The sequence below is a fragment of the Actinomadura sp. NPDC047616 genome, assembly GCF_040642915.1.
Taxonomy (GTDB): domain Bacteria; phylum Actinomycetota; class Actinomycetes; order Streptosporangiales; family Streptosporangiaceae; genus Spirillospora; species Spirillospora miaoliensis.
In genome coordinates this window covers 1-23,002 of record NZ_JBEYTB010000007.1, presented here as the reverse complement: position 1 = coordinate 23,002, position 23,002 = coordinate 1, and the positions used below count along the sequence as shown (strand labels likewise).

23 protein-coding genes and 2 pseudogenes are annotated in these 23,002 nt (G+C 73.4%); 21 read left to right on the top strand and 4 right to left on the bottom strand.

Annotated elements, in window-relative coordinates; all coding sequences use genetic code 11:
* Positions 1-9 precede the first annotated feature (9 nt).
* Entirely contained in the window at positions 10-219 is a 210-nt protein-coding gene (locus tag ABZ801_RS18065; RefSeq protein ID WP_344940876.1) for an MbtH family protein, read from the top strand.
* Positions 220-322: 103 nt separating this feature from the next.
* Complete coding sequence (locus ABZ801_RS18060) at positions 323-1,060, top strand: alpha/beta fold hydrolase (protein WP_360698948.1); 738 nt, start codon at positions 323-325, stop codon at positions 1,058-1,060.
* A gap of 46 nt (positions 1,061-1,106) precedes the next feature.
* Here the strand turns inward: ABZ801_RS18060 and ABZ801_RS18055 are convergent, their stop codons facing one another.
* Entirely contained in the window at positions 1,107-2,204 is a 1,098-nt protein-coding gene (locus tag ABZ801_RS18055; RefSeq protein ID WP_360698946.1) for a S1 family peptidase, read from the bottom strand.
* A 238-nt stretch (positions 2,205-2,442) separates the two neighbouring features.
* Here ABZ801_RS18055 and ABZ801_RS18050 point away from each other — a divergent pair.
* From ABZ801_RS18050 to ABZ801_RS18025, 6 genes and pseudogenes are all read left to right on the top strand, one after another.
* A pseudogene (locus tag ABZ801_RS18050) lies at positions 2,443-2,724 on the top strand (chromate transporter); the annotation flags it as partial.
* A 67-nt stretch (positions 2,725-2,791) separates the two neighbouring features.
* Positions 2,792-3,301, top strand: coding sequence for a chromate transporter (locus ABZ801_RS18045; RefSeq protein WP_360698944.1), 510 nt, complete (start codon positions 2,792-2,794; stop codon positions 3,299-3,301).
* A 16-nt stretch (positions 3,302-3,317) separates the two neighbouring features.
* Positions 3,318-4,268 carry an ornithine cyclodeaminase family protein gene (locus ABZ801_RS18040; RefSeq protein ID WP_360698942.1) on the top strand — a complete coding sequence of 317 codons (951 nt, stop codon included), beginning with the start codon at positions 3,318-3,320 and terminating at the stop codon, positions 4,266-4,268.
* Positions 4,269-4,339: 71 nt separating this feature from the next.
* Positions 4,340-5,155 carry an SDR family oxidoreductase gene (locus ABZ801_RS18035; protein ID WP_360698940.1) on the top strand — a complete coding sequence of 272 codons (816 nt, stop codon included), beginning with the start codon at positions 4,340-4,342 and terminating at the stop codon, positions 5,153-5,155.
* On the top strand, positions 5,152-6,219 hold the full coding sequence (locus ABZ801_RS18030; RefSeq protein WP_360698938.1) for a dihydrodipicolinate reductase: 1,068 nt from the start codon (positions 5,152-5,154) through the stop codon (positions 6,217-6,219). Before ABZ801_RS18035 ends, ABZ801_RS18030 begins: the two co-directional genes overlap by 4 nt.
* Positions 6,220-6,611: 392 nt before the next feature.
* A complete protein-coding gene (locus tag ABZ801_RS18025; RefSeq protein WP_360698936.1) occupies positions 6,612-7,163 on the top strand; it encodes a GNAT family N-acetyltransferase in 552 nt (183 codons plus the stop codon).
* Here ABZ801_RS18025 and ABZ801_RS18020 read toward each other — a convergent pair.
* On the bottom strand, positions 7,118-8,422 hold the full coding sequence (locus ABZ801_RS18020) for a helix-turn-helix transcriptional regulator (protein ID WP_360698934.1): 1,305 nt from the start codon (positions 8,420-8,422) through the stop codon (positions 7,118-7,120). The genes ABZ801_RS18025 and ABZ801_RS18020 overlap by 46 nt on opposite strands.
* A gap of 193 nt (positions 8,423-8,615) precedes the next feature.
* Between ABZ801_RS18020 and ABZ801_RS18015 the strand changes: the two genes are divergently transcribed.
* The 9 genes from ABZ801_RS18015 (at position 8,616) to ABZ801_RS17975 (ending at position 14,502) form a co-directional block, all read left to right on the top strand.
* Positions 8,616-9,050 (top strand): hypothetical protein, encoded by a 435-nt coding sequence (locus ABZ801_RS18015; RefSeq protein ID WP_360698932.1) that lies wholly within the window; start codon positions 8,616-8,618, stop codon positions 9,048-9,050.
* A gap of 547 nt (positions 9,051-9,597) precedes the next feature.
* Entirely contained in the window at positions 9,598-9,885 is a 288-nt protein-coding gene (locus ABZ801_RS18010) for a hypothetical protein (RefSeq protein WP_360698930.1), read from the top strand.
* Positions 9,882-10,292, top strand: a complete 411-nt coding sequence (locus ABZ801_RS18005) for a hypothetical protein (RefSeq protein WP_360698928.1) — start codon at positions 9,882-9,884, stop codon at positions 10,290-10,292. Before ABZ801_RS18010 ends, ABZ801_RS18005 begins: the two co-directional genes overlap by 4 nt.
* A 415-nt stretch (positions 10,293-10,707) precedes the next feature.
* Positions 10,708-11,655: a hypothetical protein gene (locus ABZ801_RS18000; RefSeq protein ID WP_360698926.1), complete on the top strand. Its 948-nt coding sequence runs from the start codon at positions 10,708-10,710 to the stop codon at positions 11,653-11,655.
* A gap of 98 nt (positions 11,656-11,753) precedes the next feature.
* The gene (locus tag ABZ801_RS17995; protein WP_360698924.1) at positions 11,754-12,572 is read left to right on the top strand and encodes a hypothetical protein; all 819 of its coding nucleotides are present in this window, start codon (positions 11,754-11,756) and stop codon (positions 12,570-12,572) included.
* Between the two features lie 72 nt (positions 12,573-12,644).
* Positions 12,645-12,890, top strand: coding sequence for a hypothetical protein (locus ABZ801_RS17990; RefSeq protein ID WP_360698922.1), 246 nt, complete (start codon positions 12,645-12,647; stop codon positions 12,888-12,890).
* Positions 12,887-13,378, top strand: a complete 492-nt coding sequence (locus tag ABZ801_RS17985) for a hypothetical protein (RefSeq protein ID WP_360698920.1) — start codon at positions 12,887-12,889, stop codon at positions 13,376-13,378. The genes ABZ801_RS17990 and ABZ801_RS17985 overlap by 4 nt, the downstream gene beginning before the upstream one ends.
* 82 nt (positions 13,379-13,460) lie before the next feature.
* Positions 13,461-13,652, top strand: a complete 192-nt coding sequence (locus tag ABZ801_RS17980) for a hypothetical protein (protein WP_360698918.1) — start codon at positions 13,461-13,463, stop codon at positions 13,650-13,652.
* Positions 13,653-13,674: 22 nt separating this feature from the next.
* A complete protein-coding gene (locus ABZ801_RS17975) occupies positions 13,675-14,502 on the top strand; it encodes a hypothetical protein (protein ID WP_360698916.1) in 828 nt (275 codons plus the stop codon).
* Between the two features lie 298 nt (positions 14,503-14,800).
* Here the strand turns inward: ABZ801_RS17975 and ABZ801_RS17970 are convergent, their stop codons facing one another.
* A complete protein-coding gene (locus ABZ801_RS17970; protein ID WP_360698914.1) occupies positions 14,801-15,658 on the bottom strand; it encodes a DUF4388 domain-containing protein in 858 nt (285 codons plus the stop codon).
* 247 nt (positions 15,659-15,905) lie between these two features.
* Between ABZ801_RS17970 and ABZ801_RS17965 the strand changes: the two genes are divergently transcribed.
* The 3 genes from ABZ801_RS17965 to ABZ801_RS17955 are packed head-to-tail and all read left to right on the top strand — an operon-like array spanning position 15,906 to position 19,940.
* Positions 15,906-16,271, top strand: a complete 366-nt coding sequence (locus tag ABZ801_RS17965) for a hypothetical protein (RefSeq protein WP_344940829.1) — start codon at positions 15,906-15,908, stop codon at positions 16,269-16,271.
* 10 nt (positions 16,272-16,281) lie between these two features.
* The gene (locus ABZ801_RS17960) at positions 16,282-16,650 is read left to right on the top strand and encodes a roadblock/LC7 domain-containing protein (RefSeq protein ID WP_344940826.1); all 369 of its coding nucleotides are present in this window, start codon (positions 16,282-16,284) and stop codon (positions 16,648-16,650) included.
* Between the two features lie 59 nt (positions 16,651-16,709).
* The gene (locus ABZ801_RS17955; RefSeq protein WP_360698911.1) at positions 16,710-19,940 is read left to right on the top strand and encodes an AAA family ATPase; all 3,231 of its coding nucleotides are present in this window, start codon (positions 16,710-16,712) and stop codon (positions 19,938-19,940) included.
* Here ABZ801_RS17955 and ABZ801_RS17950 read toward each other — a convergent pair.
* On the bottom strand, positions 19,926-22,850 hold the full coding sequence (locus ABZ801_RS17950; protein ID WP_360698909.1) for an AAA family ATPase: 2,925 nt from the start codon (positions 22,848-22,850) through the stop codon (positions 19,926-19,928). The two genes, ABZ801_RS17955 and ABZ801_RS17950, sit on opposite strands and share 15 nt — an antisense overlap.
* 66 nt (positions 22,851-22,916) lie before the next feature.
* Here ABZ801_RS17950 and ABZ801_RS17945 point away from each other — a divergent pair.
* Positions 22,917-23,002, top strand: a pseudogene (locus tag ABZ801_RS17945) (acetamidase/formamidase family protein); the annotation flags it as partial.

Here is a 23,002-nt window from a genome sequence, read left to right as displayed (position 1 = left end):
GGAGAACCGATGACCAACCCCTTCGAGGACCCCGACGGCACCTACCTCGTCCTGGTCAACCACGAGGGCCAGTACTCGCTGTGGCCGTCGTTCGCCGAGGTCCCCGCCGGATGGACGGTCGCCAAGACCGAGGACACCCGGCAGGCGTGCCTGGACCACATCGCCGAGCACTGGACGGACATGCGGCCGAGGAGCCTGGCCGAGGCGATGGGCGACTAGCCGTGCCCGCGCGGCGTCCGGCCGGGCGCCGGAGGTCGCCGCGGCCGCTGCCGTACGATCCTCGCGTGAGCCCGCCTCCGGCCGAGGACGAGGAGTTGATCACGTGACGTGGTTCCGCTGCGCCGAGACCCGCCCCTGGGCGTCGCTGCGGCTGTTCTGCTTCCCCCACGCGGGCGGATCGGCGGTGTTCTACCGCCCGTGGGCCACGCGGATCGGCCGTGCCGTCGAGGTGCAGGCGGTGCAGTACCCCGGCCGCGCCGACCGCCTCGCCGACCCGTTCGTCGACGACGCGCACCAGCTCGCCCGCCTGATCGCCGGGGCGATGGCGCCGCTGCTGGACCGTCCCGCCGCGCTGTTCGGGCACAGCATGGGCGCGGTCGTGGCCTACGAGACGGCCCGGCTGCTGCAGGAACGCGGCACCGCCCCCGTGCACCTGTTCGTGTCCGGCGCGCGCGCCCCGCACGACCGCGACGACGAACGCTTCTCCCACCTCGACGACGACGGCCTGGTCGCCGAGATGGTCACCCTGGGCGGCTCGGACGCCGAAGCCCTGCGCGACCCCGAGCTGCGCCAGCTCGTACTGCCGTACGTGCGCAACGACTTCCGGCTGGTCGAGGAGTACGAGCACCGTCCCGGACCGCGGCTCACCGTCCCCGTGACGGCGCTGGTCGGGGACGCCGACCCCCGCGTCACCGCCGACCAGGTGCCCCGCTGGGGCGAGCTGACCGACGGCGCGTTCCGGGTCGAGGTGCTGCCCGGCGACCACTTCTACCTCGTCCCGCAGCGGGACAAGGTGATCGCGGAGGTGCAGCGCGCCCTGGCGGTGCCCGCGGGCCCCTGACCCCGCGCCCGCACCGGGCGCGGGATCAGAGGCACCGCACCGCCGGTCAGTACACCTCGACGCCGTAGGCGCTGAGCGCCTCGCCCACCGGCTGGAAGAACGTCGTGCCGCCCGACGAGCAGTTGCCGCTGCCGCCCGACGTCAGGCCCAGCGCCGTCGACCCGGCGAACAGCGAACCGCCGCTGTCGCCCGGCTCCGCGCACACCGTCGTGCGGATCAGCCCCGTGACGGTGCCCTCGGCGTAGTTGACGGTCTGGTCCAGCGCCGTCACCTCGCCCTCGTGCACCTGCGTCGTGCTGCCGCTGCGGGTGACGCGCTGGCCCACGGTGGCCGCACCGGCCTGCGTGATGTCCTGCGTGCCGCCGTAGAGGCTGACGGTGCCGCGGGTGTCGGCGGGCGTGCCCGCGTATCGGACGATCCCGTAGTCGTCGCCCGGGAAGCTGCTGCCCGCGTTGTCGCCGAGCTTGGCGGTGAGCCCGGAGTTGGAGAACCACGACGTGCCGGCCTCGGTGCAGTGCCCGGCCGTCAGGAAGAAGTACTCCGAGCCCCGGCGGACGTTGAAGCCGAGCGAGCAGCGCCCGCCGTTGGTGTAGACGGCCTCGCCGCCCGCCGTGAACAGGCGGAACTCGCCGTCCACGCGTTCGGTGCGCACCGCGGCGCCCTGCGCGGCGGCGGCCGCCCGCACCTTGGCGAGCCGCTCGCCGGTGACGGTGCGGTCCATGGACAGCACCACCTGGTTGGCGGCCGGGTCCACGGCCCACGCGGTGCCCGGGACGGCGGCGTCGCGCTTGAGCGCCGACATGACCTTCCTCAGGTCGTCGCCGCCGCGCGGCACCGTCCTGGGCCGGGCGCCCGCCGCGCGCACGGCCTCGGCCGCGCCCGCGTCGGTCACGGTCACCGTCAGCTCGCCGGTGGCCCTGTCGATGTACGCGCCCGCCGTTCGCGCGCCGAGCGTCCTGGTCAGCGTGCTCGCGGTCGCGGCCTGCCGGGTCTGGGCCGCGGTGGCGGACGGCGCGGCCGCCGCCGTCGCGGCGCCGCCCGCCGAGGCGTGCGCGGCCGGGACGGCGGCGACGGCGGTCGCCGCCAGCGCGACGGCCGTCCCGGCGACGGCGGTTCCCCTGATACGGGGGTGACGGATCTTCACTGAGCCTCCAGTGGGGATTGGGCGCGCCCCTGTGGCGCGCCGGAGGTCACCGGCCATGGTGAAAGACCCGTAAAGAGCGGGGAAAGACGAGAAAGTGCCCAATATCGGAAGATTCGTTGGCAGATTGGGTGCGGGATGGTCTTCGCGCCGCCGGGCAGGATGAGGAGTTCAGCGGACCACGACACCCGCCGGGACCGCGCCCGCCGGCGTCCGCCCCGGCCCCAGTAGCGTTCCGTGCGTGACCGGCGCCAGTGAACCCGGCCGCGGCCCCGCCCCGCCGCCTCAGGTGGGCCTGCTCACGATCGCCCGCGAATGGGGGCGCATCGGCTGCGTCGGCTTCGGCGGGCCGCCCGCGCACATCGCCCTGCTGCGCCGGTTGTGCGTGCGCGACCGGCGCTGGCTGAGCCCCGCCGAGTTCGAGGACGGCATCGCCGCCTGCAACCTGCTGCCCGGCCCCGCGTCCACCCAGCTGGCGATCTTCTGCGCGTGGCGGCTGCGCGGCGCGCCCGGTGCGCTCGTCGGCGGGCTGTGCTTCATCGTCCCGGGCCTGCTGCTGATCCTGGCGCTGGCGGCGCTGTTCGGCGTGGGTGGCGTTCAAGGTGGGCGCGCTGTCGTACGGCGGCGGCTTCGTGATCATCCCGCTGATGCAGTCGGAGGCCGTCGGCGACCACGGGTGGATGAGCGCGGGCCAGTTCACCACCGCCGTGGCGCTCGGCCAGATCACGCCGGGCCCGGTGGTGCAGACCGTGGCGGTCGTCGGCTACGCCGCCGCCGGGCTCGCGGGCGGGCTGCTGGCGTCGGTCATGGCGTTCGCGCCGTCGTTCGCGCTGGTCCTGGCGGGCGCGCCGCGGTTCGACCGGCTGCGCTCCAGCGGCGCCGTCCAGGCGTTCCTGGACGGCGCGGGCCCCGCCGTGATCGGCGCCATCGGCGGATCGGCGATCACACTCGGCCTGGCCCTGGAGCACCTGTGGCAGGTCGCCGTCCTGGCCGCCGCGATGCTGTGGCTGCCGGTGCTGCGCCGCGGCGTCGTCGGCACCCTCCTCGCCGCCGGAGGCGTCGGCGTCCTGGCCGCCCTCGCCGGCCTGCCCACCGGCTGACGGCACAATGAGCCGGGTGACGCTGCTGCTGAACCGCTCCGACCTGGAACGACTGCTCGACCCCGCGGACTGCCTGGCCGTCCTGCGGCACGGATTCACCGCGCCGCCGGCGGAGACGGCGCCGCTCAGGGTGGTGACGGGCCTGCCGGAGGGCAGCGCGACGGTGCTGGTCCCCGGGCTGGTCGAGGGCATCCCCGCCTACACGGTGAAGGTGAACGCCAAGTTCCCCGGCTCCCGGCCCGCGCTGCGCGGCGTGGTGTGCCTGCACGACCTGCGCACCGGCGAGCTGCTCGCCCTGCTCGACTCGGCGACTGTGACGGCCTGGCGCACCGGCCTCGCCGCCGCCCTCGGCACCGACGCGCTGGCCCGCCGCGACGCCCGCACGGTGGCCGTCGTCGGCGCCGGCGCCCAGGCCGAGCTGGTGATGCGCGGGCTGGCGTCGCTGCGGACGATCGAGGCGCTCACCGTCTGCGACCTGGACCCGGGCCGCGCCGCCGGCTTCGCCGAGCGGCACGGGGCGTCGCTGGGCATCCCCGCGTCGGTCGCCGCCGAGCCGCGTGCCGCCGCCCGCGCCGCCGGCATCGTCGTGCTGGCCACCTGGGCGCGGCGGCCGCTGCTGCACGCCGCCGACGTGCCGCCCGGCACCCACCTGACCTCGCTGGGCGCCGACGAGCCCGGCAAGACCGAGCTGTCCGCCGACCTGCTGGACGGCGCCCGCGTGGTCGTCGACGACATCGACCTCGCCACGCGGATGGGCGTGCTCGCCGGGGCCGCCCCCGCCGTCCTGCGCGCCGCGACCACCCTGCGCGACCTGCTGTGCGGCCGTGCGGCGGGCCGCGGCCGCGACGACGAGATCACCGTCTACGCGCCCGTCGGCCTGCCCTGGCAGGACCTGGCCCTGTCCTGGGCCGCCTACCGGGCCGCCGCGCACGCCGGAGTCGGAACGACCGTGGACCTGCTCGCCTGAACCACCGTATTGAAACACGTTCTACATCGGGCTTACGCTGGCCGCAGCCGAGCAGCCGGAAGGTGACGCCCGTGATCCTGGATCGCTTCCGAGTCGAGGGAAAGGCCGCCGTGGTCACCGGCGCGGGCCGCGGCATCGGCGCCGCGACCGCCGTGGCGCTGGCCCAGGCCGGTGCCGACGTCCTGGTGTCCGCCCGCACCGAGGACCAGTTGCGCAAGGTCGCCGCCGAGATCGAGGCGGCGGGACGGCGCGCCGTGGTCGTCCCGGCCGACCTGTCGGACCTGTCCGCGGCGGCCGCCCTCGCCGACCGGGCCGCCGCGGATTTCGGCCGCCTGGACATCGTCGTCAACAACGTCGGCGGGGCGCTGCCGCGCGCCTTCCTGGACACCGGCTACGACCATCTCGAGAACGCGTTCCAGTTCAATGTCGGGATCGCGCACGCGCTCACCCGCGCCGCCGTCCCGCACCTGCTGGCGGCGGACGGCGGCGCGGTCGTCAACATCTCCTCGGTGATGGGCCGCGTCGCGGGCCGCGGATTCCTCGCCTACGGCACCGCCAAGGCCGCCCTGGCCCACTACACCCGGGTCGCCGCGCTCGACCTGGCGCCGCGCGTGCGGGTCAACGCCATCGCGTGCGGGTCGGTCGCCACGTCCGCCCTCGACATCGTGATGACCAGCGACGAGCTGCGCACCCAGATGGAGGGCAACACGCCGCTGGGCCGCATCGGCGACCCGGAGGAGATCGCCGCGTCCGTCCTCTACCTCGCCTCGCCCGCCGGCGCGTACGTCACCGGCAAGGTGCTGGAGGTCGACGGCGGCATCGACCGTCCCCAGCTCGACCTCGGCCTGCCCGACCTGCGACCCCCGGCCCCCCAGGAGTCCCGATGACCTACCGCGTCGTCCAGTGGAGCACCGGCAACGTCGGCCGGCACGCCATCGCCGGGATCGCCGGCCACCCCGACCTGGAGCTGGCCGGGGTCTGGGTGTCCAGCCCCGCCAAGGTCGGCCGGGACGCCGGGGAACTGGCCGGGCTCGGCCGCGCCCTCGGCGTCACCGCGACCGGCGACGCCGACGAGGCCCTCGCCCTGCGCCCGGACTGCGTCGTCTACACCGCGATGGCCGACGTCCGCCTCACCGAGGCCCTCGACGACCTGTGCCGCATCCTGCGAGCCGGGGTGAGCGTGGTGTCGAGCAGCCCGGTGTTCCTGCAGTTCCCCGACGGCGTCGTCCCGCCGGAGATGTCGCGGCCGGTGCGCGAGGCCGCCGCCGCGGGCGGCGCGTCGATCTTCGTCAACGGCATCGACCCCGGCTTCGCCAACGACACGCTGCCGCTGGCGCTGACCGGCATCAGCGAACGCGTCGACGAGGTCCGCTGCATGGAGATCCTCAACTACGCCACCTACGACCAGCCGACCGTCCTGTTCGACATCATGGGCTTCGGCCGTCCGCTGGACGAGACGCCGATGCTGCTGCACCCGGGCGTGCTCACCATGGCCTGGGGCAGCGTGGTGCGTCAGCTGGCCGCCGGGCTCGGCGTCGAGCTGGACGAGGTGACCGAGTGGCACACCCGTGTCCCCGCCCCGGAGACCTTCCAGATCGCCTCCGGCACGATCGAGAAGGGCACGGCGGCCGCGCTGCGCTTCGAGGTGCGCGGGCTGCGCGGGGGCCGTCCGGTGGTCGTGCTGGAACACGTCACCCGTCTGCGCGACGACCTGGCCCCCGACTGGCCCCGGCCCGCCGGGGCGGGCTGCTACCGCGTCGAGGTCCGCGGCGAGCCGAACTACACCCTGGACCTGCGGCTCCTCGGCGCCGACGGCGACCACAACACCGCCGGCCTCAAGGCCACCGCCATGCGCCTCGTCAACGCCGTCCCCGCCGTCGTCCAAGCCCCGCCCGGCCTCCTCACCGCCCTGGACCTCCCCCTGATCACCACCCGCAACATCAGCCGATAACCTCGCCCACCCCGACCACCAGGCGCCCGACCCGCCTGCCGGTCGCGTTGAAAGGATCTGCGCAAGAAGATCGCCGATGAGAAGAAGGCAGAGGCGTGGGCGTTACCGCCCGTCCTGCGCACTCTCTCAGCAAATGGGGAGTATCCCCATCGCGCGGCAGGCCGCGGCGTTGCTTGCGGAGACCAAGGTCAAGCCGGTCGGGCGCAGAAACCGAAACACGCCCCTGGACGAGAACCCGATCACCTGGCGGTGCCGCCCGCCCCGGACGTGGAGGACGAACCTGCTGCCCGGAGGGATCTGCTGCCACACCCGAATGGCTCCGGCTCAGCACGGCGCCCCGGAGCACGGAAGTGTGTACCGCCGGGCCAGGTCTGCACACGGATGATGGAGCCATGGTCACAGTGGACATCGAACGCCTCGATGGCCAGTGCACGCGAAGGCACTTCGCTGAGATACAGGCGGTCTATGCCGCGGCGTTTCCCGCCTACGACCTCGTCGATCACCGGCGCCGAACGCTCCGCCAGACCGAGTCGAGCGGCTTCGAGGCGGTGACCGCCAGGACCGATCACGTGCTCGTGGGGTTCGCCTACGGGCTGCCGCTGTCGGCCGGGTCAGGCTGGTGGGACGACCTGGAGCCTCCACCGCCACCGGGCTTCACGACCGAGACCGGCGCCCGGACATTCGCTGTGATCGACCTTGCGGTGGCGCCGTCCTGCCGGGGCCGCGGGATCGGGCGGCGGCTCATGGACGAGCTGCTGCGGCCGCGCCCAGAAGAGCGCGCGACACTCGCCACGGGGGCGGACGAGCGCCAGGTGCAGCAGATGTACGAACGGTGGGGCTGGCGAAAGGTAGGACGGACGCCGGGGGGTGAGGGGGAGACCGAGCCGTGGTTCGACCTCTATGTGATCGCCTTGCGCCCGGAGTCGGCCAGCAGTTCGCGGTAGTCGATGACGACCTGCTCACCCCGGTGCTGAAGCGGGACGGCCTCAAGAACCTGGTCGGCCAGGCTGGTCACCATGGTGGTTCGGTGCTCGACCGGCTGACGGCTGTAGACGACTTGGGCGAGCCTGACGCCCTCACCTGCGTTGCCGGCGCGAACGTGACCGAATGCCTGCAGAAGGCCGAGCTGCGCACGTATGCGCCGATCCTCGGCGGCCGCGATCCGGTGCGCATGCGCGACCGCATCGTCGAGCTGATCCCGCTCGCCGAGATGGGCGTACACCCACGCCTGGGTGTACCGGAGCCGATCCTCGGCCCAGCCGGCGATGGAGCACACGTCGCTGGTGATCGACGACGGAAGCTTCCCGAACATCTCGCCGCACAGCTCAAGCTCTGTCGTCGCCTCGTCGGCGTCCCCCGACAGCGCCAGCAACTGCGCGCGCACCGTCCGGACGTGCAGCAGGCCGCGGGAAGGGACTTTTGACACGGGTTCAAGAATCTTGTCCGCCTTGGCAAGGAGGATGGCGGCCGGGCGACGTTCATAGAGCCCATGCACCAGTCGTTCCCCGGCGATCCACAGGGCGAGATCTGTGTCGCCGGACGCGTCCGCGGCGCTCTGTGCGGTCCCCCACCAGTCGCGGGCCTCGCGCGGTCGCCCCAAGTTGCACAGCGTCTTGGCCATGAGCGCGGAGAGTCCGGCGGCGACGCGGCTCCAGGGCGCGGACGTGCGGTGAGCCCGATTCCTCCGGGCGTCCTCACGCTTCTTGCGCCTGGTGATCTGCTGAACGGTCACCAGGTCGCCGGCCAGGTCGAGCAGCAGCCGACGCGGAGGTGTCAGCACGTACAGGTGACCGTATTCGGCGACGATCTCGTTCCACTCATCGATGTGGCCGTCCTCGCTGCCACCGAACGTGCGATCGATGCTGACCCGAATGTTCTGGAGGGCTTCGGAAACGGGAGACGGGGGCACACCGAGCGCCGCGAGCGCCTGCAAGAGCGTGCGCCGTTCCATATCTGCCTCATCCTCCTCCCAATCCTTCGGATCCAGCGAGCGGACCTCACCATCGGGCCGGAGCGCCGCAAGCCGACCACCCGCACCGAGCGCAGAGTCGACGGCTCGCGCGAGTTGGGGGGACGGCGTCTTCACGTCACGCGCGATCCTCGACAGATACCCGTCGTCACAGTGAACCTTCGTCGCCAGCTTGCGGTACGACAGTCCGCGCTCGGCCATCAGCTCCCGCATCCTCTCACCGAACGTCGCCATCCGCTCACCTCCTGACGCTCTTGAGCGCTGTCCAGATACTGCCTGCTGCGTGACCATCGGACAGCGGACAGTGACTACCACCGTAAGCGCGGGCGCGCTTGCATGAGGGCTGCGCGACGAAAACGGCCCCGGCCGCTGCGGCAACAGCGGGGGAGTTCCAGGGGCCTTGCCGGACGAAAGGGGGCCGACTGCCATGAGCGTAGATCAGGCGATAACGGTGCTCGAAGAAGCGTTCCCCGGTTGGGAAGTCCGCCTGGACGGCGACCGGTGGGTGGCTGAGCGCGTCCCTTCTGGCGGCGTTCGGCTGGGTGCTTTGGTGGTCACCGCCGTGTCGACGCCATCGGCCCGGGACCTGCGCGCGGCTCTGGAGGTCTTTACGCGCACCGACGCGGAGATCCTGCTGCGGAGGCTCGCCGAGGCGCTGCGCCGGCGCGGCCATGGGGGTCGCGTGCGCGGCACCACGCTGACGATTTGCGATCCGCACGGCGGTGAACGCGTCATCACCTGGAGCGATGGCAAGTACCGGTCCGACGGCGGCTGGCCGATCGGCTCTGTCGCCGAGGTGGAGGCCGTCGCCGACCTTATCGACCGGAAACTCGCCAACCACAGGCTCGGGCGGTCGCGATGACGCCCGGCAGGCGGTGGGCACGCCGACGCCGTTGCCGGGGTCATGGCGGCGTGTCCACCTCCGTCTCCCCGAAAGGGGAGCGGCGGCGGCGCGTACGGCGGTGGGCAGCTCCCGTCCGCGCCGCCGCCCCTGCACGTCCCGGGGACGTGTCCGGCGAAACGCGGCGGCCGACCGCGTCCCCGGGGCTGACGTGCGGCGCCGTCGCGGCCATTACCCCGCTGGCCGGATCGTGCCGCACCACGACGTCGTACGGCCGCCCGTCCAATGGCGAACCCGGGCGCGCAACGGCGGGGGCCGTATGACGTCCCATGCTGCATTCCGGATGCCCACCGCGCGCGCCACTTCCCCCGCCGCGCGCGGCTCCTGGCGGGCGGCCACGCCCCGCGTCGCCCGCCGCCGCACGGCCCGGCCCTGGCCGGGGTGGGCCCGGCCGGGCCGTGCGGCCTTCCCCAGGCGCTTCGGCGCCACCCCTCAAGCGAGACGACCCCGGGCCGGTGCGCACTCACCGGGACCCCCGGGGCCTCGCCGGACGCTGGAGGTCCGACTGATGTACGAGTATGACCCATTGTTCGCGCTCGGCGCCCAGCTGGGCGCGGACGGCCTGACGATCAACTACGCGGCGGACGGGATCTTCGTCATGGACGACACCGTCCCCGGCGCCACCGACAAGATCACCTGCAGGGCGCGACCGGACGACGGCGGCCGGATGTGGTTCTGGACAGGGCGCGGCAAGCCGATCGCCGAGGCCGACCCCGACCACCTGGCGGACGCGGTCCTGGAGGTGCAGGCACACCTGAACCGGTGCACCGGCAAGGCGACGGGAGCCGAGCGGTGACGGCGCCGTCGGCGCCCACGGTGGGGCCGGTGCAGTGGGACACCAACGCCATCACCGCGTACCTGCAGCGCCGGTACCCGCGGGTGCAGGTGTGGTGGAGCGACCGCAACTGCCGCTGGTTCGCGATCGTGCTGCGGCCGACGAGTCACCCCGTCGGTGACGAGCTGCTCGAAGCGGCCACCCCGGCGGAGTTGGAGCAGCGCCTGCAGGCCGCGGGTGTGCGGCCCGTCGACCCGCCGCAGTCGCCGGCCGTGCCCGCACGGCGCCCGATACCGGCCCGGCCCACCTCGCCCCGGCCGGTGCCCCGACCGGCGCCGCGCCCGATGTACGGGCGACACGAAGCGCCTCGGCCGCCGTGGTGGCGGCGGGTGGTCGGCGCGTTCGTTCAGCTCGACAACGAGTGGTGACCGCTCAGGTGCCGCCAGCGCTCCGGACACGCACCGAGGACTGCCCGGGGAGGCACCCGCGCGAGCCGCTCCAGGGCGCTCCGTCGCTGACGTGGTACCCCCTGGTCGACGTTGACGCCTGTCGCGTGCTCAACGCCACCTGCTGGCGGTGCGGCCCAAAGACGTACGCGCTGGTGTCGTACGGCGGGGCCTACGCCATCCAGTGGACGGACCAAGACGGGCGCCGTTCACGAGACGCCGCGCGTACGACGAGGCCGCGCCGACGAATGGTGGCAGGCGCTGATGCTCGGCGCGGCCACGTAGGCCACGTAGACCCCGCGCCCCGCAAGCTGACGGCGTGCGCCTGCGGGGGCGCGGTTCCAGACGACGGGGCGGCCGGAAACGCGGCCGGCCGCCCCGTCCCGAAAGGAGAGACATGCACGAGTTATCCCAATGGGGGCAGCCGCCCGAACCGCACGACACGCTCCCGCCCTGCTCGATGGTGCTCACCTCCGGCGGCCTGCTCGCCGCGAAGATCGCCAGCCTGGACGGGATGCTGTACGGACTGGTCGCCTACGTCGCCGACATCGGCGCCCCGCGCTACTGGGGCACCTGGACGCGATTCCTGGGCGAGGACTGGCTGCGCACCCTGAACCTGCCCTACCACCTGTACGCCCCGCTCATCCGCGACCGTCAGCCCGGCGCGCTGGTGCCCCGCCTCGGCAGGATCGCGGCCATCGCCCCCGACAGCATCGTCGCGACCCGCTCCGCCCAGGACCCCGTGCTGCTGGCCAACCACGCCAAGACCCTCGACGCGCTGGCCGCCTGGACCGGCATCCACCGCGACAAGATCGGCATCTACGGCTCGGCCATGTACAAACGGGCGCCGGAGGCCCAGGACCTGGACATCGTGATCTACGGTGCGGCCGCGTCCCGCCGCGTTCACGCCCGCGCCGCCGGGACCATCCCGCCCCGCCCCCTGAACCACCGACACCATCCGCACTTCCGCGTGCCCGGCCATACGACCGTCCTGGACCCGCGGTACATCTCCGGCGAGCACGTCATCACCCGCGCCCTGGTCTGCGGCGACTACACCGACGACGGCGTCCAGCCGATCGACGGGCTGTGGGTCGTGGACGCCGGGGACGGGATCTTCTTCCCTGCCCGTTACACCCTCAGCGACGGGTCGGTCCTGCTGTCGTACCGGGCCGGACACGCAGGATGGCTGCGTCCCGGCGACGAGCTGGCCGGGCCCCCGCTGCCGGTGTACCGGCGGCCCACCCGTTACGGCGACACCGCGGGAGGCGTCCGGTACCGGGTGGTGCTGGAGTGCCAGACTCTGAGCGTCCGCCGTACCGAAACCGAGCACCCGGAGAGCGAGTGAACGATCGGGGGACCGTCCCGGTATCCGCCGACCCTTCGGGGCGCGCGGCCCGATCAGCTGGCCTGGACGCCACCGCGGGAGCGCCGGCTGATCGGGCCGTGTGGATATCCGCCCAGTTCGGCCAGGCCATTCGCCGCCTCGGCCTGCTTCCCAACGGGCGCCTGGTCCGCGGGGTCGCCGACCGCACCCTGAGCGGTCGCGTGACCGACCCCGCCACCGGCGCGGCCCGCTGGCTGCGCGTCCTGGCGCTGCCCACCGACAAAGCCCGCGGCCTGCTGTGGGACGGCCCGCTCACCGCCCCGACTGATCCCGGAATCCGCCGCCCTGACCTGCTGACCACCGAGCGGTGGACCACCGACGGACACACGGTCCGCGCCGAGCTGTGGGAACTGGTCGACGAGCCGCCCTGCTCCCCGCACGAGGCATTGACCCCAGAGCAGGCCCGCTCGCTGAGCCTGACCGGCAGCTGGTGGGCGGCCCTGGAAACCTCGCTGGAACGGCTCGCCGACCACGCCACCGACCGCGTTCCCCGCACCCAGGAACAGATCACCGCCGCCATGCGCCACGCCTATGGCCCGGACATCGACACCCGGGTCGACCAGTGGATCACGCAGCACGGCGACCTGCGCTGGACCAACCTGACCGCCCGCACCCCCTACCTGCTCGACTGGGAGTTCTGGGGGCTGGCCCCGACCGGCACCGACGCGGCCACGCTGTACTGCACCAGCCTGCTCGCCCCCGACGTCGCCGCCACCGTCTACCAGCGGTACCGGCACATCCTCGACACCCCCGACGGACGCCTCGCCCAACTGTGCGTGTGCATTCAGCTCCGTCGCCACCCCGACGTCGGCGCCCTCGACCAACCGCTCCGGCGCCTCGCCCACCAGTTGGCTCGCCAAGCCGGGGAGGTCCAGTGATCGGCAAGATGATCGTCTGGTGGGCGACCACCTCCTCCAGTCCGGCTGGATGGCGCGCGGTAGAAAGACGCGATGGTGGCCAGCTGTAAGAGCGCCCCGCCCCCGAAGGGGCGGGGCGCTCGCACGCTGGTCGCGACGCCGGACGCGTCCGACACGATCACGTGCCGGGAGCGTGAGGACGACGGCGGCCGGTGGTGGTTCTTCGCGTCGGACGGCACACCGATCATCGAGGCCGACGACGCGCACCTCGATGACGCCGCCATCCTCGTCCTCGGGCACCTCGCACGGTGCGCCGAACACCCCAAGGGAGTGCGGTGACCGTGCCGCCAGCGCCCGCGGGCCCGGTGAAGTGGGACACCCACGCCGTCACCGCCTACCTGCGGCGCCGATACCCACGGGTGCAGGTGTGGTGGAGCGAACCCAACCAGGCGTGGATGGCGATCGTGCTGCGGCCGACCAGCCACCCGGTCGGTGACGAGTTGCTCGAAGCCGCCACCCCCGCCGAGCTGGAGCGGCGCCTGCAGGCCGCTGGCGTGCGCCCCGTCCGTCCGCAGCAGGCGGCCCCCACCCCCGCGCAGCATCCGGCACCGGATCGGTCGTCGCCGCCCAGGCCCGCGTTGCGCCCGGTGTACGGGCGTCACGAAGCACCCGGCCGCCGTGGTGGCGGCGGATGGTCGGCGCGTTCGTTCAGCTCGACGACAACGAGTGGTGAGCCGGGGCGGCGCGCGGTGGACACGATCCCGTGCAGCCCCCCGCCGCCACGCCGCGCCGCCGCCCAGACCACCGCGCCCCCGGGCTCAACGTGACCCGACCCCCGGGGCGCGGTGCCGGACGGCGGGGCAGCCGGAGACAGCGCGGCCGGCCGTCCCGCCCGCCCCCGGCCAGAGCATGACCGCCGAGGAGATCGACGCGACGCTGCCCGCGCTGCGCGCCACCGGCTACGCGGTCGACGAGGAGTTCTGGAACGGCCCCGGATACGGGTGCTGCCCGCCCGACCCGTGCGTCCGCGCGGTGCCCGCCAAGTGCGGCGGCGACACCGGCGCGCCGCCGCCCGCCGTGTCCCGGGCCGCGGACGCCTGATCCCCTGGCAGGCTTCTCGCGCATGGCCGAGTTCACCCGAACCCCACGCGTCGACTGGGAGGGCCTGCCGCTCGCGCTACGCGAGGCCGTAGCCGAGCAGGTCGGTCCCCCGGCCAAGGTGGAGACGATCGTGGAAGGCCGCCGCACGCCGCTGGTCGCCACATTCACCACCCGGTCGGGGGACCGCCTGTTCGTCAAGGCCGCCCCCGACGACGGCACCCGCGCCGGCGAGCAACTCGCCCGCGAGCTGGCCATCGCGCCGTACCTCACCGCCATCGCGCCCGAGCTGCTGTACGCGGCGGAGGCGGGCGGGTGGCGGCTGGCGGCCTTCGAGTGGGTCGACGGCACCCGCGCCAACTACATGATCGACTCACCCGACATCCCGAAGGTCCTGCAAACCCTCGCTGACCTCGACCGCCTCCAGGTGCCCCCGGACGTCCCGCTGATCTGGTTCGAGCGCCGCTGGTCCAGCTACGCCCCCGCGGGGCGGGAGCTGACCCGGTTGGCCGGCCCGGCGCTGCTGCACACCGACATCAACCCCACCAACCTGCGGATCGGCCCGGCGGCGACGCTGGTCGACTGGGCGGCGGCCAGCCGCGGCGCGCGCTTCGTCAACCCCGCCGACTTCGTCATCTGCCTGATCGCCTCCGGTCACCCGCCACGCGACGCCGAGGCGAGCGTGTCCGACCTGCTCGCCTGGCGTGACGCCGATCCGCTCGACATCGACTACTACGCGCGCACCGTCGCCACAGCGTGGCTGCACGCGTTCGGGAACCTGACCAACCCCTGGGCCAAGGCGGTCATGCACGCGGCCCAGCAGTGGGCCATGCACCGCCACGACCAGACTTAGGGACGGCGAACCCGCCGGCGGCGTCCCGAGCCAAGCACCCTCTCCCGAGGAGGGGCGCACGGGTGCCGCACCCTTCGGGAGGGGCAGTGTCGAGACGGCCTCTCCGGACACAGAGCCGCGGTTGAACCGGCGCCGCCGTCAGCGCCGCCGAGCCCGTCGCCGTGTGCGCCGACACGGTGCTGATCCGCAGCGTCGAGGGGGCCGCGCGCATGCACCCGCCACTTCGCCGCCCAGGCGGCCGGGGGCGGTGCTCGCCCTCATCGAGGGCCGTGCCGCCCTCAGACCGTGAACGGCGGGCTCAGAAGGAGGACGCGCCGCCGTTGCGGTACCGCCTCGGGAGCCGGGACGAGTCGAGCCGCTCCGGCCTGGCCGGGGGCGCGACCGGATGCTCGGGGGGCGCGACCGGGTGTTCGGGGGGTGTGGGCGGCGGTGATGGGGGCTCGGTGAGGGAGACGAAACCGTCCTGCACCAGGGTGGCCAGGTCCGACATGACCGGGAACAGGCCGCGTCCCAGGGTGAAGGCGATGTCGCGCGGGGTCCGCCGCCCGTTGACGCGGCCGAGGACCTCGCGCCGGGCCGGGTCCACGATCTGATCGGGTTCGGCCCGCACGACCCGCGGCCTGGACCGCACGGTCAGATCCAGGACGCGCCAGCCGTCGGCCACCTCCAGCCGCCGCGTGATCTCCCGGACCAGGCGGTCGGTGTCCAGCCCGGGCTCCACCGGCACCAGCGGTCCGGGCGTGCCCGCGTCGGCGGGCTCCACCGTGCAGGTGCGCACCCCGGTCAGCGCCATCGCGAACAGCGCGTCGACGACCGCCGTCCGGGCCAGCACCTCGACGCCGACCTCGCCGAGCAGGCCCCGCTCGACCAGTTCGTCCGGCAGCCGTCCCGCCGGAGCCGCCGCCGCGAACGCCCGCGACCACTCGGGCTCGGCGATCCGGCCCGACCGCAGCAGCAGCGACTCGGGACCGGGCGCGGCGGGCGTGGCGGCCGCGACGATCCGGCCGTCCCGCATGGTCACCGTGCCGCCCGGGTTGCCGTCCAGGCGCAGTGTCCCCGAGAAGCGCTCCTGGCCGCGGCGCCTGAGAGCCGAGATCAGAATGCCCGACGGCCTACCGGCTGCGGTGCCCGCGGGCGTGATGGGAGAAGCGGTCACGTCGTCACTTCCAGCCGAACGCAGCTTGGTGATTGCTGACGGTAGCAACATCATGCCAGGGTCCCCGGCTCGGTCAGGCACCGGACGAGGACGAACCCCGCGGACGAAGACAACTTTCGGTACCGGAGCGAACCGGGTGGAAAAAAACGTTTGCGAAATGCCCCGATCTTCCTCGCCGGGAGTGTCATAGATCGTTACGTTGTCTTCCGGCACTGCTGGGTGGTCCGGTTCAGGGAGTGGAAGACCGATGAACATCGAAACCGCGCTCAAGGAGACGATGGCCATCGACGGGGCGCTCGGGGCGGCACTGGTCGACTACGACAGCGGGATGGCCCTCGGCACGGCCGGCGGCGGCGACCTCGACATGGAGGTCGCGGCGGCCGGGAGCACCGAGGTCGTGCGGGCCAAGAAGCGCACCCTGGAGTCGCTGAGGATCAGCGACTCGATCGAGGACGTCCTCATCACGCTCGACCACCAGTACCACCTGATCCGGCTGCTCGCCCACGGCGCCGGCAGCAGGCTCTTCCTCTACCTCGTCCTCGACCGCGAGCGCGCCAACCTGGCCCTCGCCCGCCACCACCTGCGGCGGATCGAAGGCGAACTGAGCGTCTGAGGCGACCGACATGACCAACGAGGCCGTGCTCACCGAACTGCAGGCGCTGCGCGAGCAGGTGACCGGCGTGTCCGACGCCGCCGTCGCCTCCTCCGACGGGCTGCTGGTCGCCTCCGACACCGGCGAGGTCCGCCCCGACGTGCTCGCCGCCCTCGCCGCCGCCGCGCTCGGGCTGAGCAAGAGCGCCGGCAAGGAGGTCGGCATGGGGGAGCTCCGCGAGGTGACGATCCGCTGCGCCGGCGGCCACATCGTCGTCTACGCGGTCCGCGACAAGAACCTCCTCGTCGTCCTCGGCGACGAGGGGCTCGACATCGCCCACCTCCACCTGCAGTCCCGCCCCGTCGTGGACCGCCTCGCCAAGCTCCTCAACCCCGCCTGAGGCGTCCGGGTCGTGCGGTTTCCCCGTCGGGGGCTGATCACCGTGCCTAGGCTGTCGGCGTGCGTCGAGACCCCTCCCTCACCTACCAGGGTGCGCTGAAGATTCTCGGTCAGTACGACCGTTCCCGCCTGGACAGGCTGAACGGGCTTCTCGGCGGCGTCATCCTCGGCACCGGCGTCGCCGCCGCCACCGGGACGCCGCTCGGCGGCCTCGCCGCCATCTGGGGCTGGGTCGACCAGAAGAACGAGGCCACCTCGCTGGTGCGGCGCATCCTCGACGCCGCGTCCGACCGCCTCAACGACACGACGGGCCACGAACGCCACCGGCTGGTCGCCGCCGCCCACACGACCCTCGTCGGCGCCGCGTTCTTCGAGGCGCTGGAAGAGCACCTGGGCAGGGACGCGCTCAGGCGTCTGGCCGTCACCGAGGCCGAACGCCACGCCCTGACCCTCGGTGACCGCCGCCACGTGCGCGAGGACCTGATCACGGACCTGTACGAGGGGTCGGTGCCCGTGCCCTCGCCCACGTGCGGTTTCGAGGAGAACGTCGAGCACGTGCGGCTCTGGATGGGCCGGATCCGGCGGCGGAGCCAGGAGTTCTTCGGCGGGCTGACCGCCTGGGAGACGGTGAACCGCCCGCTCACCGACGCGTTCGTCGAAGCGGCGGTGGAGCGCTACCGCTCGCACTACCTGCGCATGGCCGCCACCGTGCCCGAGTTCCTCGTCTGGGCGTCCCTCGGCGAACACGCCGCCACGCGCAGCGGCGTCCGCGACCTCCGCGACGACATCGAGGCGGCCTTCACCGGCCAGAACGCGGCGTTGTCGCGCCTGGAATCGCTGCTGCGCCTCATGGCCGCGCCCCGTGAGGAACGCGATCTGTGCGGCGTCCTGCACCGCGCCAACCGTGGCGCCCTGGACGAGCACATCGTCTCGCGCGACGCCATGCGCGCCAGCCCCGAGCTGACGTTCCCCACGCTGCGCGAGGCCTTCATCAACCCCCGCTACCGGCTGGGCGCCGAGGGCGTGGACACCCGCGCCGCCGACGAGTCGTGGTGGAGGGAACGCCCCGTCGACGACGACATCGACCTACTGCTCGCGGCCCACCTGACGGCTCCCGACGCCACGCGCCGCCCGCTGCTGCTTCTGGGGCACCCGGGCGCGGGCAAGAGCCTGCTGACCAAGATGCTCGCCGCCCGGCTCCCGTCGTCGGGATACACGGTGGTGCGCGTCCCGCTGCGGCGCGTCGACGCCGAGGCGCCCGTGTACGAGCAGATCCAGCAGGCCCTCGACCAGGCCACGCACCGCCGGATCAACTGGTGGGAGCTGGCCGACCAGAGCGCGCCCACGATCCGCGTCGTCCTGCTCGACGGGCTGGACGAACTGATCCAGGCCGCCGGAGACCGGGGCTCCTACCTGCTGGACGTCCTCGACTTCCAACGACGCGAGGCCGAACAGGACCGTCCCGTGGTCGTCATCGTGACGTCCCGCACGGTCGTGGCCGACCGCGTCCGCATCCCCGGCGGAACGCCCGTGGTCAAGCTGGAGGACTTCGACGAGGAGCAGACGAACGCCTGGATCCGCATCTGGAACCGCGCCAACGCCGCCGCGATCGAATCCGGACGGGTCCGTGCGCTGACCCCGGAAACGGCGTCGGCTCAACCCGAACTGGCGCGCCAACCGCTCCTGCTGCTCATGCTCGCGCTCTACTGCGCCGACGCGTCCGTCCCCGCCCTGGAAAGTGACGTGTCGAATGCCGTCCTCTACCGGCGTCTGCTGGAGACCTTCACACGTCGGGAGGTCGCCAAGACGCTGGCCGGAAAACGCCCGGACGTCGTCGAGGAGGCGGTGCGCGACCAGCTCTGGTGGCTGGCGATCGCCGCGTTCGCCATGTTCAACCGGGGCCGGCAGGACGTCACCGACGCGGAGCTGGGTGCCGACCTGGCCGTTCTCGACGATGGTTTCTCGGGCTGGGACCGACTCGACGAACTCGGTCAGCGGATCATCGGTCAGTTCTTCTTCGTGCACACCTCCGAGGCCCGCACACACGGAGCAGACAGCCGCCGCAGATCCTATGAGTTCATGCACGCCACTTTCGGCGAGTACCTGCTGGCGGCGCAACTGGTCGAGACGCTCGCCGAAATCGCCGACGTGGCGTTCGCCGGGCGCCGCGGCCCCCGCGATCCCAACGACGACCTGCTGTACGCCCTGCTGTCTCACCAGCCTCTCAGCGACCGGGCGACGGTGCTCGTCTTCGCCGGGCAACTGTTCCAGGAACAGAGCGAGGACACGCGGAGACGCATCCTGCACACACTGGGAATCCTCGCGGCCGGGTACCGGCAACGGCGGGACTCGGGACGATACGCCGCGTACCGTCCTCTGCCCGTTGACGACGTTCGGCAATTGGCCGCCTATTCGGCCAACCTCGTCCTGCTGCATGTCTTCCTGTCGTCTGATCGCGTCCCGCTGGACCGGCTGTTGGGAGGCGTCGACGATCCCGGGGCGCTGTGGCGCTCCACCGTCTCGCTATGGCACGCCGGTCTCGGCCGTTCGCATTCCCTCCTGCGAGTTCTGAGGCACGAGAACGGGCTCGTCGGCGTCAAGGCGGGTGCCGGCCGGCAGAAGCCGGAGTTCGACCACGCGCGGCTGATGGCCGATCGGGACCTCCAGTCGCGGTTGCTTCCCGGAGTCGCCATCTACGACGGGTACGTATCCGTGAACGCGGGGCGCTGGGAAGAGGTGATGCTGTCGTCTCTCCTCCGGCTCGTCGCTCCCGACGAGGACGGCCGGCGAGGCTCGGTGCTCCTGCTGTTCCGTCCGCCGGAGGGAACGCCCCGGCGCGTGCGGGAACGAGTACTCGATCTGCTCGCCATGGTCGTGAAGCTTCGGGCCGGTGAGCTGACGCGGGGCAGCGCCATCAAGGTCGCGCGGTGGGCACTGGCCAACTGCGCACCCGGCGATTTCGACGGCCACGCCTTCGCCGCCTTGGTCAAGGCGCATCCGGCGCTGCTGGACGAGGTTCCCGAGCTCCGTGATCCCGCGCATTACTGGAACGCACACGGTGCGGCGCTGATGTTGAGATCGGCCATCGCCGGCTCCGGCGCGGCCGCGGCCGCCCGGCTCGCCCGCCTGTGCGACGACATCGAGTCGGTCCAGCGTGGCCGCTGGACCGACGATGCCGACAAGTTCGACCACATGTTCCGCGGAGTGCTGTCCGCCCACCAGCTGTCGTGGCAGAGGGAGGTCCACGTGGCGATCGTCGACGACGAGGACGGCGCCTCAGGGGGTGAGTAGGCCTTCGCGGTGGGCGAGGGCGGCGGCCTGGGTGCGGCTGGTGACGTCGAGTTTGGCGAGGATGTTGGAGACGTGGACGCTGGCCGTCTTGGGGGAGATGAACAGGGTCTCGGCGATCTGCCGGTTGTTGCGGCCCTCGGCGACCAGGCGGAGGACCTCGCGTTCGCGGGCGGTCAGCGTCGCCAGCGGGCCTGAGGCGGCGGCGGGGGACGCGGCCGCGAGGCGGGCGCGGGTGCCGAGGTCGGCCAGGGCCTTCCGGAGCGGGCGGGCGCCCAGGCGTTCGGCCACGGCGACGGCGGAGCGCCATTCGGCGGCGGCCTCGTCGCGGGCGCCGTGTTCGACCAGGGCTTCGGCGAGGCGCCAGCGGGAGCGGGCGACCTCGTAGACGAAGCCGCCGCCGGGCGTGCCGTACTCGAACGCGGTGACGGTGCGGCGCCACAGCTCCGGGTCGTTGGCGCCGCGGGCGCGGGCGTGTTCGGCCTCGGCGCGGGCGAGCCAGGCGCGGCCCTCCAGGCCCAGCCAGGCGCGGGGGCCGCCGTCGAGCGTGGTGGACGCGGCGGTCCGGGCGAGGGAGAGCAGCTCGTCGGCGGCGTCGCAGCGGGAGCCGAGGTCGGCGTGGGCCCACAGGCCCGTCGCGGCGATGCGGATGCCCGCGGCGTCGGCGGGGCGCATGTCGTCGAGCACGGCGGCGACGTGGTCGAGCGCGGCGGCCGGGTCGCCGTCCCACAGGGCCCGTTCGGCGGCCAGCCCGCGGGAGATGTAGGTGAGCAGCTCGTCCTCGCCCCACAGCGGTTCGAGCCAGCGCATCCGTTCGGCGGCGGTGTCGTCGCCCTGCGCCACCTCCAGGAACAGCGCGTACGCCGACACCTGCGCCTCGGCGGGGCGGGTGACCCGGATGCCGAAGTCGGCGGCCAGGCGGGCGGCGTGCGCCCACTCCCCGGCGGTGTAGTGGATCAGGTAGCGCAGGCACCGCAGGGCCGCCCCGTAGGAGGACCAGCCGAGGCCGTTGTCGAAGGTGAAGCGCACGGCCTCCTCGGCGGCCTCGGCGGCGCCCGCCAGGTCGCCGCGGTCGAACCGGGCCCGCGCGTGGTGGAACGCGGCGCGCAGCGCGACCTGGTAGTTGCCCGCCCGGACGGCCAGGTCGCGGGCCTGGGCGAACAGGTCCTGCGCCCGCAGGCGGGTCTCGCGCTCCTCGCGGTAGAGGCCGAGCGACACCAGGGCGCTGGCCTCGGCGTCGGCGGCGCCGGTGGCGCGGGCGGCGGCGATGGCCTCCTCGGCGAGGGCGGGCAGCTCCTCGTCGTGCCTGCGGTACCCGGGGTTGTTGTGGACCCTGACCAGCAGGGTCCGGACGTAGGTGGCCAGGGCGGCGGCCCGTTCCGGGGTGGGCGGGTCGGCGGGGAGCATGTCGACGGCCTCACGGGCGGTGTCGGCGGACTCGATGTCCATGTCGAGGTCGCCCAGGTAGTACGCCAGGTTCTCGCGCAGCAGCACGCCGAGCCGCCGGTCGGCGGGCTCGGCGGTCTCCAGCAGCCGGCGCAGCCGGGACACGGCCCGCCGTGCCTCGCCGGACCGTCCGCACGCCCGCACCGCGGCCAGCGCGAGCCGGACGCGGTCGGTGCCCGCCGCCGTCTCGGGGTCGGGCACGGCGTCCCACAGCGACAGGGCGCGGTCGTAGTGCTCCAGGGCCTCGGCGGGCGCGCCCACCCGCTCCGCCTCGCGTCCCGCCCGCACGGACGCGGCGAACGCCACCGGCAGGTCGTGCGCGGCCAGGCTGTGATAGGCGAGCTCGGCGGCCGACCCCGAGTCGCCGCCCAGCAGGGCGGCGAACGCGGCGTGCAGGCGGGTCCGCTCGCCCGGCAGCAGGTCGGCGTACACGGCCTCGCGCAGCAGCGCGTGCCGGAAGATGTAGCCGTCGGCGCCGTCGGGCACCAGCAGCCGGTGCGAGACGATCTCCCGCAGGGCCGCGCCGACCTCGGCCTCGTCCAGCCCGGACACCCGGCGGACGAGCTCGTCGCCCACGCGGCGCCCGGCCACGGCCGCGACCCGCACCACGCGCTGGGCGTTGTCGCCGAGCCGTTCGACGCGGGCCAGCAGCAGGTCGGCGAGCCCGGCGGGCAGTTCCTCGCCGGTGCGGGCCGCCGCGTACAGCTCGGCGGCGTAGAACGGGTTGCCCTCGGAGCGGGCGTGCACCCGTTCGGCCACGTCGGGGGGCAGGGCCTGGCCGGAGGACAGCGCGGTGAGGAACGCGGCGGTCTCGTCGGGGGCGAAGGGACGCACTTCGACGGCCGACACGTCCGGCAGGCGCAGCAGCTCGGCCACCACGGGACGCAGCGGGTGCCGCCGGTGCAGGTCGTCGGAGCGGTACGTGCCGACCAGGCAGACCCGTTCGCGTTGCAGCACCCGGCTGAGGAAGGTCAGCAGGTGGCGGGTCGACCGGTCGGCCCAGTGCAGGTCCTCCAGCACCAGCAGCACCGGCCCCGTGCGTCCCAGCTCGCCCACCAGGCCGAGCGTGGCGCCGAACAGCTGCTGCTGGCCCAGCTCGGAGGCGTCGCCGGAGTGGCCGTCCCCGTCCGGCAGGAGCCGTTCCAGCACCGGACGGGACGCCAGCGCCGCGCGGACCGCCTCGCCCTGCCGGGGATCCCTGGCGGCCCGCCACAGCGCGTCGACGAGCGGCAGGTACGGCATGCTCTCGCCGAGCTCGGCGCACTGCCCGACCAGGACGGTGCCGCCGCGGTCGCGTACGACGCGGGCCAGCGTGCTCACCAGATGGGTCTTGCCGACCCCGGCGTCCCCGCTGACCAGCACCGTCGCGGCGGTCCCGGCGGCGGCCCGGTCCAGCGCGGCGGTCAGCGCGGCCAGCTCGGCCCGCCTGCCGATCAGCACGCTCTCGTCCCGCCCGTCGTCCGCCACACCGCGAGTATGGCACCGGGGAAGCGGTGGCCGGACCGCCGGAACCGTGGAACGCCCGGACCGGGGTGGAACTTCCACGGGCAGCAGGCCACCTCACGGCACCTGCCCGGCGTCCGGTACACCGGCATCACCCATCCCGGACTGTTCGGCAC

Bases quoted from the DNA above. Each gene is read 5' to 3' on its own strand.
- ABZ801_RS18065 (WP_344940876.1), top strand. From the start codon at position 10: ATGACCAACCCCTTCGAGGACCCCGACGGCACCTACCTCGTCCTGGTC.
- ABZ801_RS18030 (WP_360698938.1), top strand. From the start codon at position 5,152: ATGACCTACCGCGTCGTCCAGTGGAGCACCGGCAACGTCGGCCGGCAC.
- ABZ801_RS18025 (WP_360698936.1), top strand. From the start codon at position 6,612: ATGGTCACAGTGGACATCGAACGCCTCGATGGCCAGTGCACGCGAAGG.
- ABZ801_RS18020 (WP_360698934.1), bottom strand. From the start codon at position 8,422: ATGGCGACGTTCGGTGAGAGGATGCGGGAGCTGATGGCCGAGCGCGGA.
- ABZ801_RS18015 (WP_360698932.1), top strand. From the start codon at position 8,616: ATGAGCGTAGATCAGGCGATAACGGTGCTCGAAGAAGCGTTCCCCGGT.
- ABZ801_RS18010 (WP_360698930.1), top strand. From the start codon at position 9,598: ATGTACGAGTATGACCCATTGTTCGCGCTCGGCGCCCAGCTGGGCGCG.
- ABZ801_RS18000 (WP_360698926.1), top strand. From the start codon at position 10,708: ATGCACGAGTTATCCCAATGGGGGCAGCCGCCCGAACCGCACGACACG.
- ABZ801_RS17990 (WP_360698922.1), top strand. From the start codon at position 12,645: ATGGTGGCCAGCTGTAAGAGCGCCCCGCCCCCGAAGGGGCGGGGCGCT.
- ABZ801_RS17980 (WP_360698918.1), top strand. From the start codon at position 13,461: ATGACCGCCGAGGAGATCGACGCGACGCTGCCCGCGCTGCGCGCCACC.
- ABZ801_RS17975 (WP_360698916.1), top strand. From the start codon at position 13,675: ATGGCCGAGTTCACCCGAACCCCACGCGTCGACTGGGAGGGCCTGCCG.
- ABZ801_RS17965 (WP_344940829.1), top strand. From the start codon at position 15,906: ATGAACATCGAAACCGCGCTCAAGGAGACGATGGCCATCGACGGGGCG.
- ABZ801_RS17960 (WP_344940826.1), top strand. From the start codon at position 16,282: ATGACCAACGAGGCCGTGCTCACCGAACTGCAGGCGCTGCGCGAGCAG.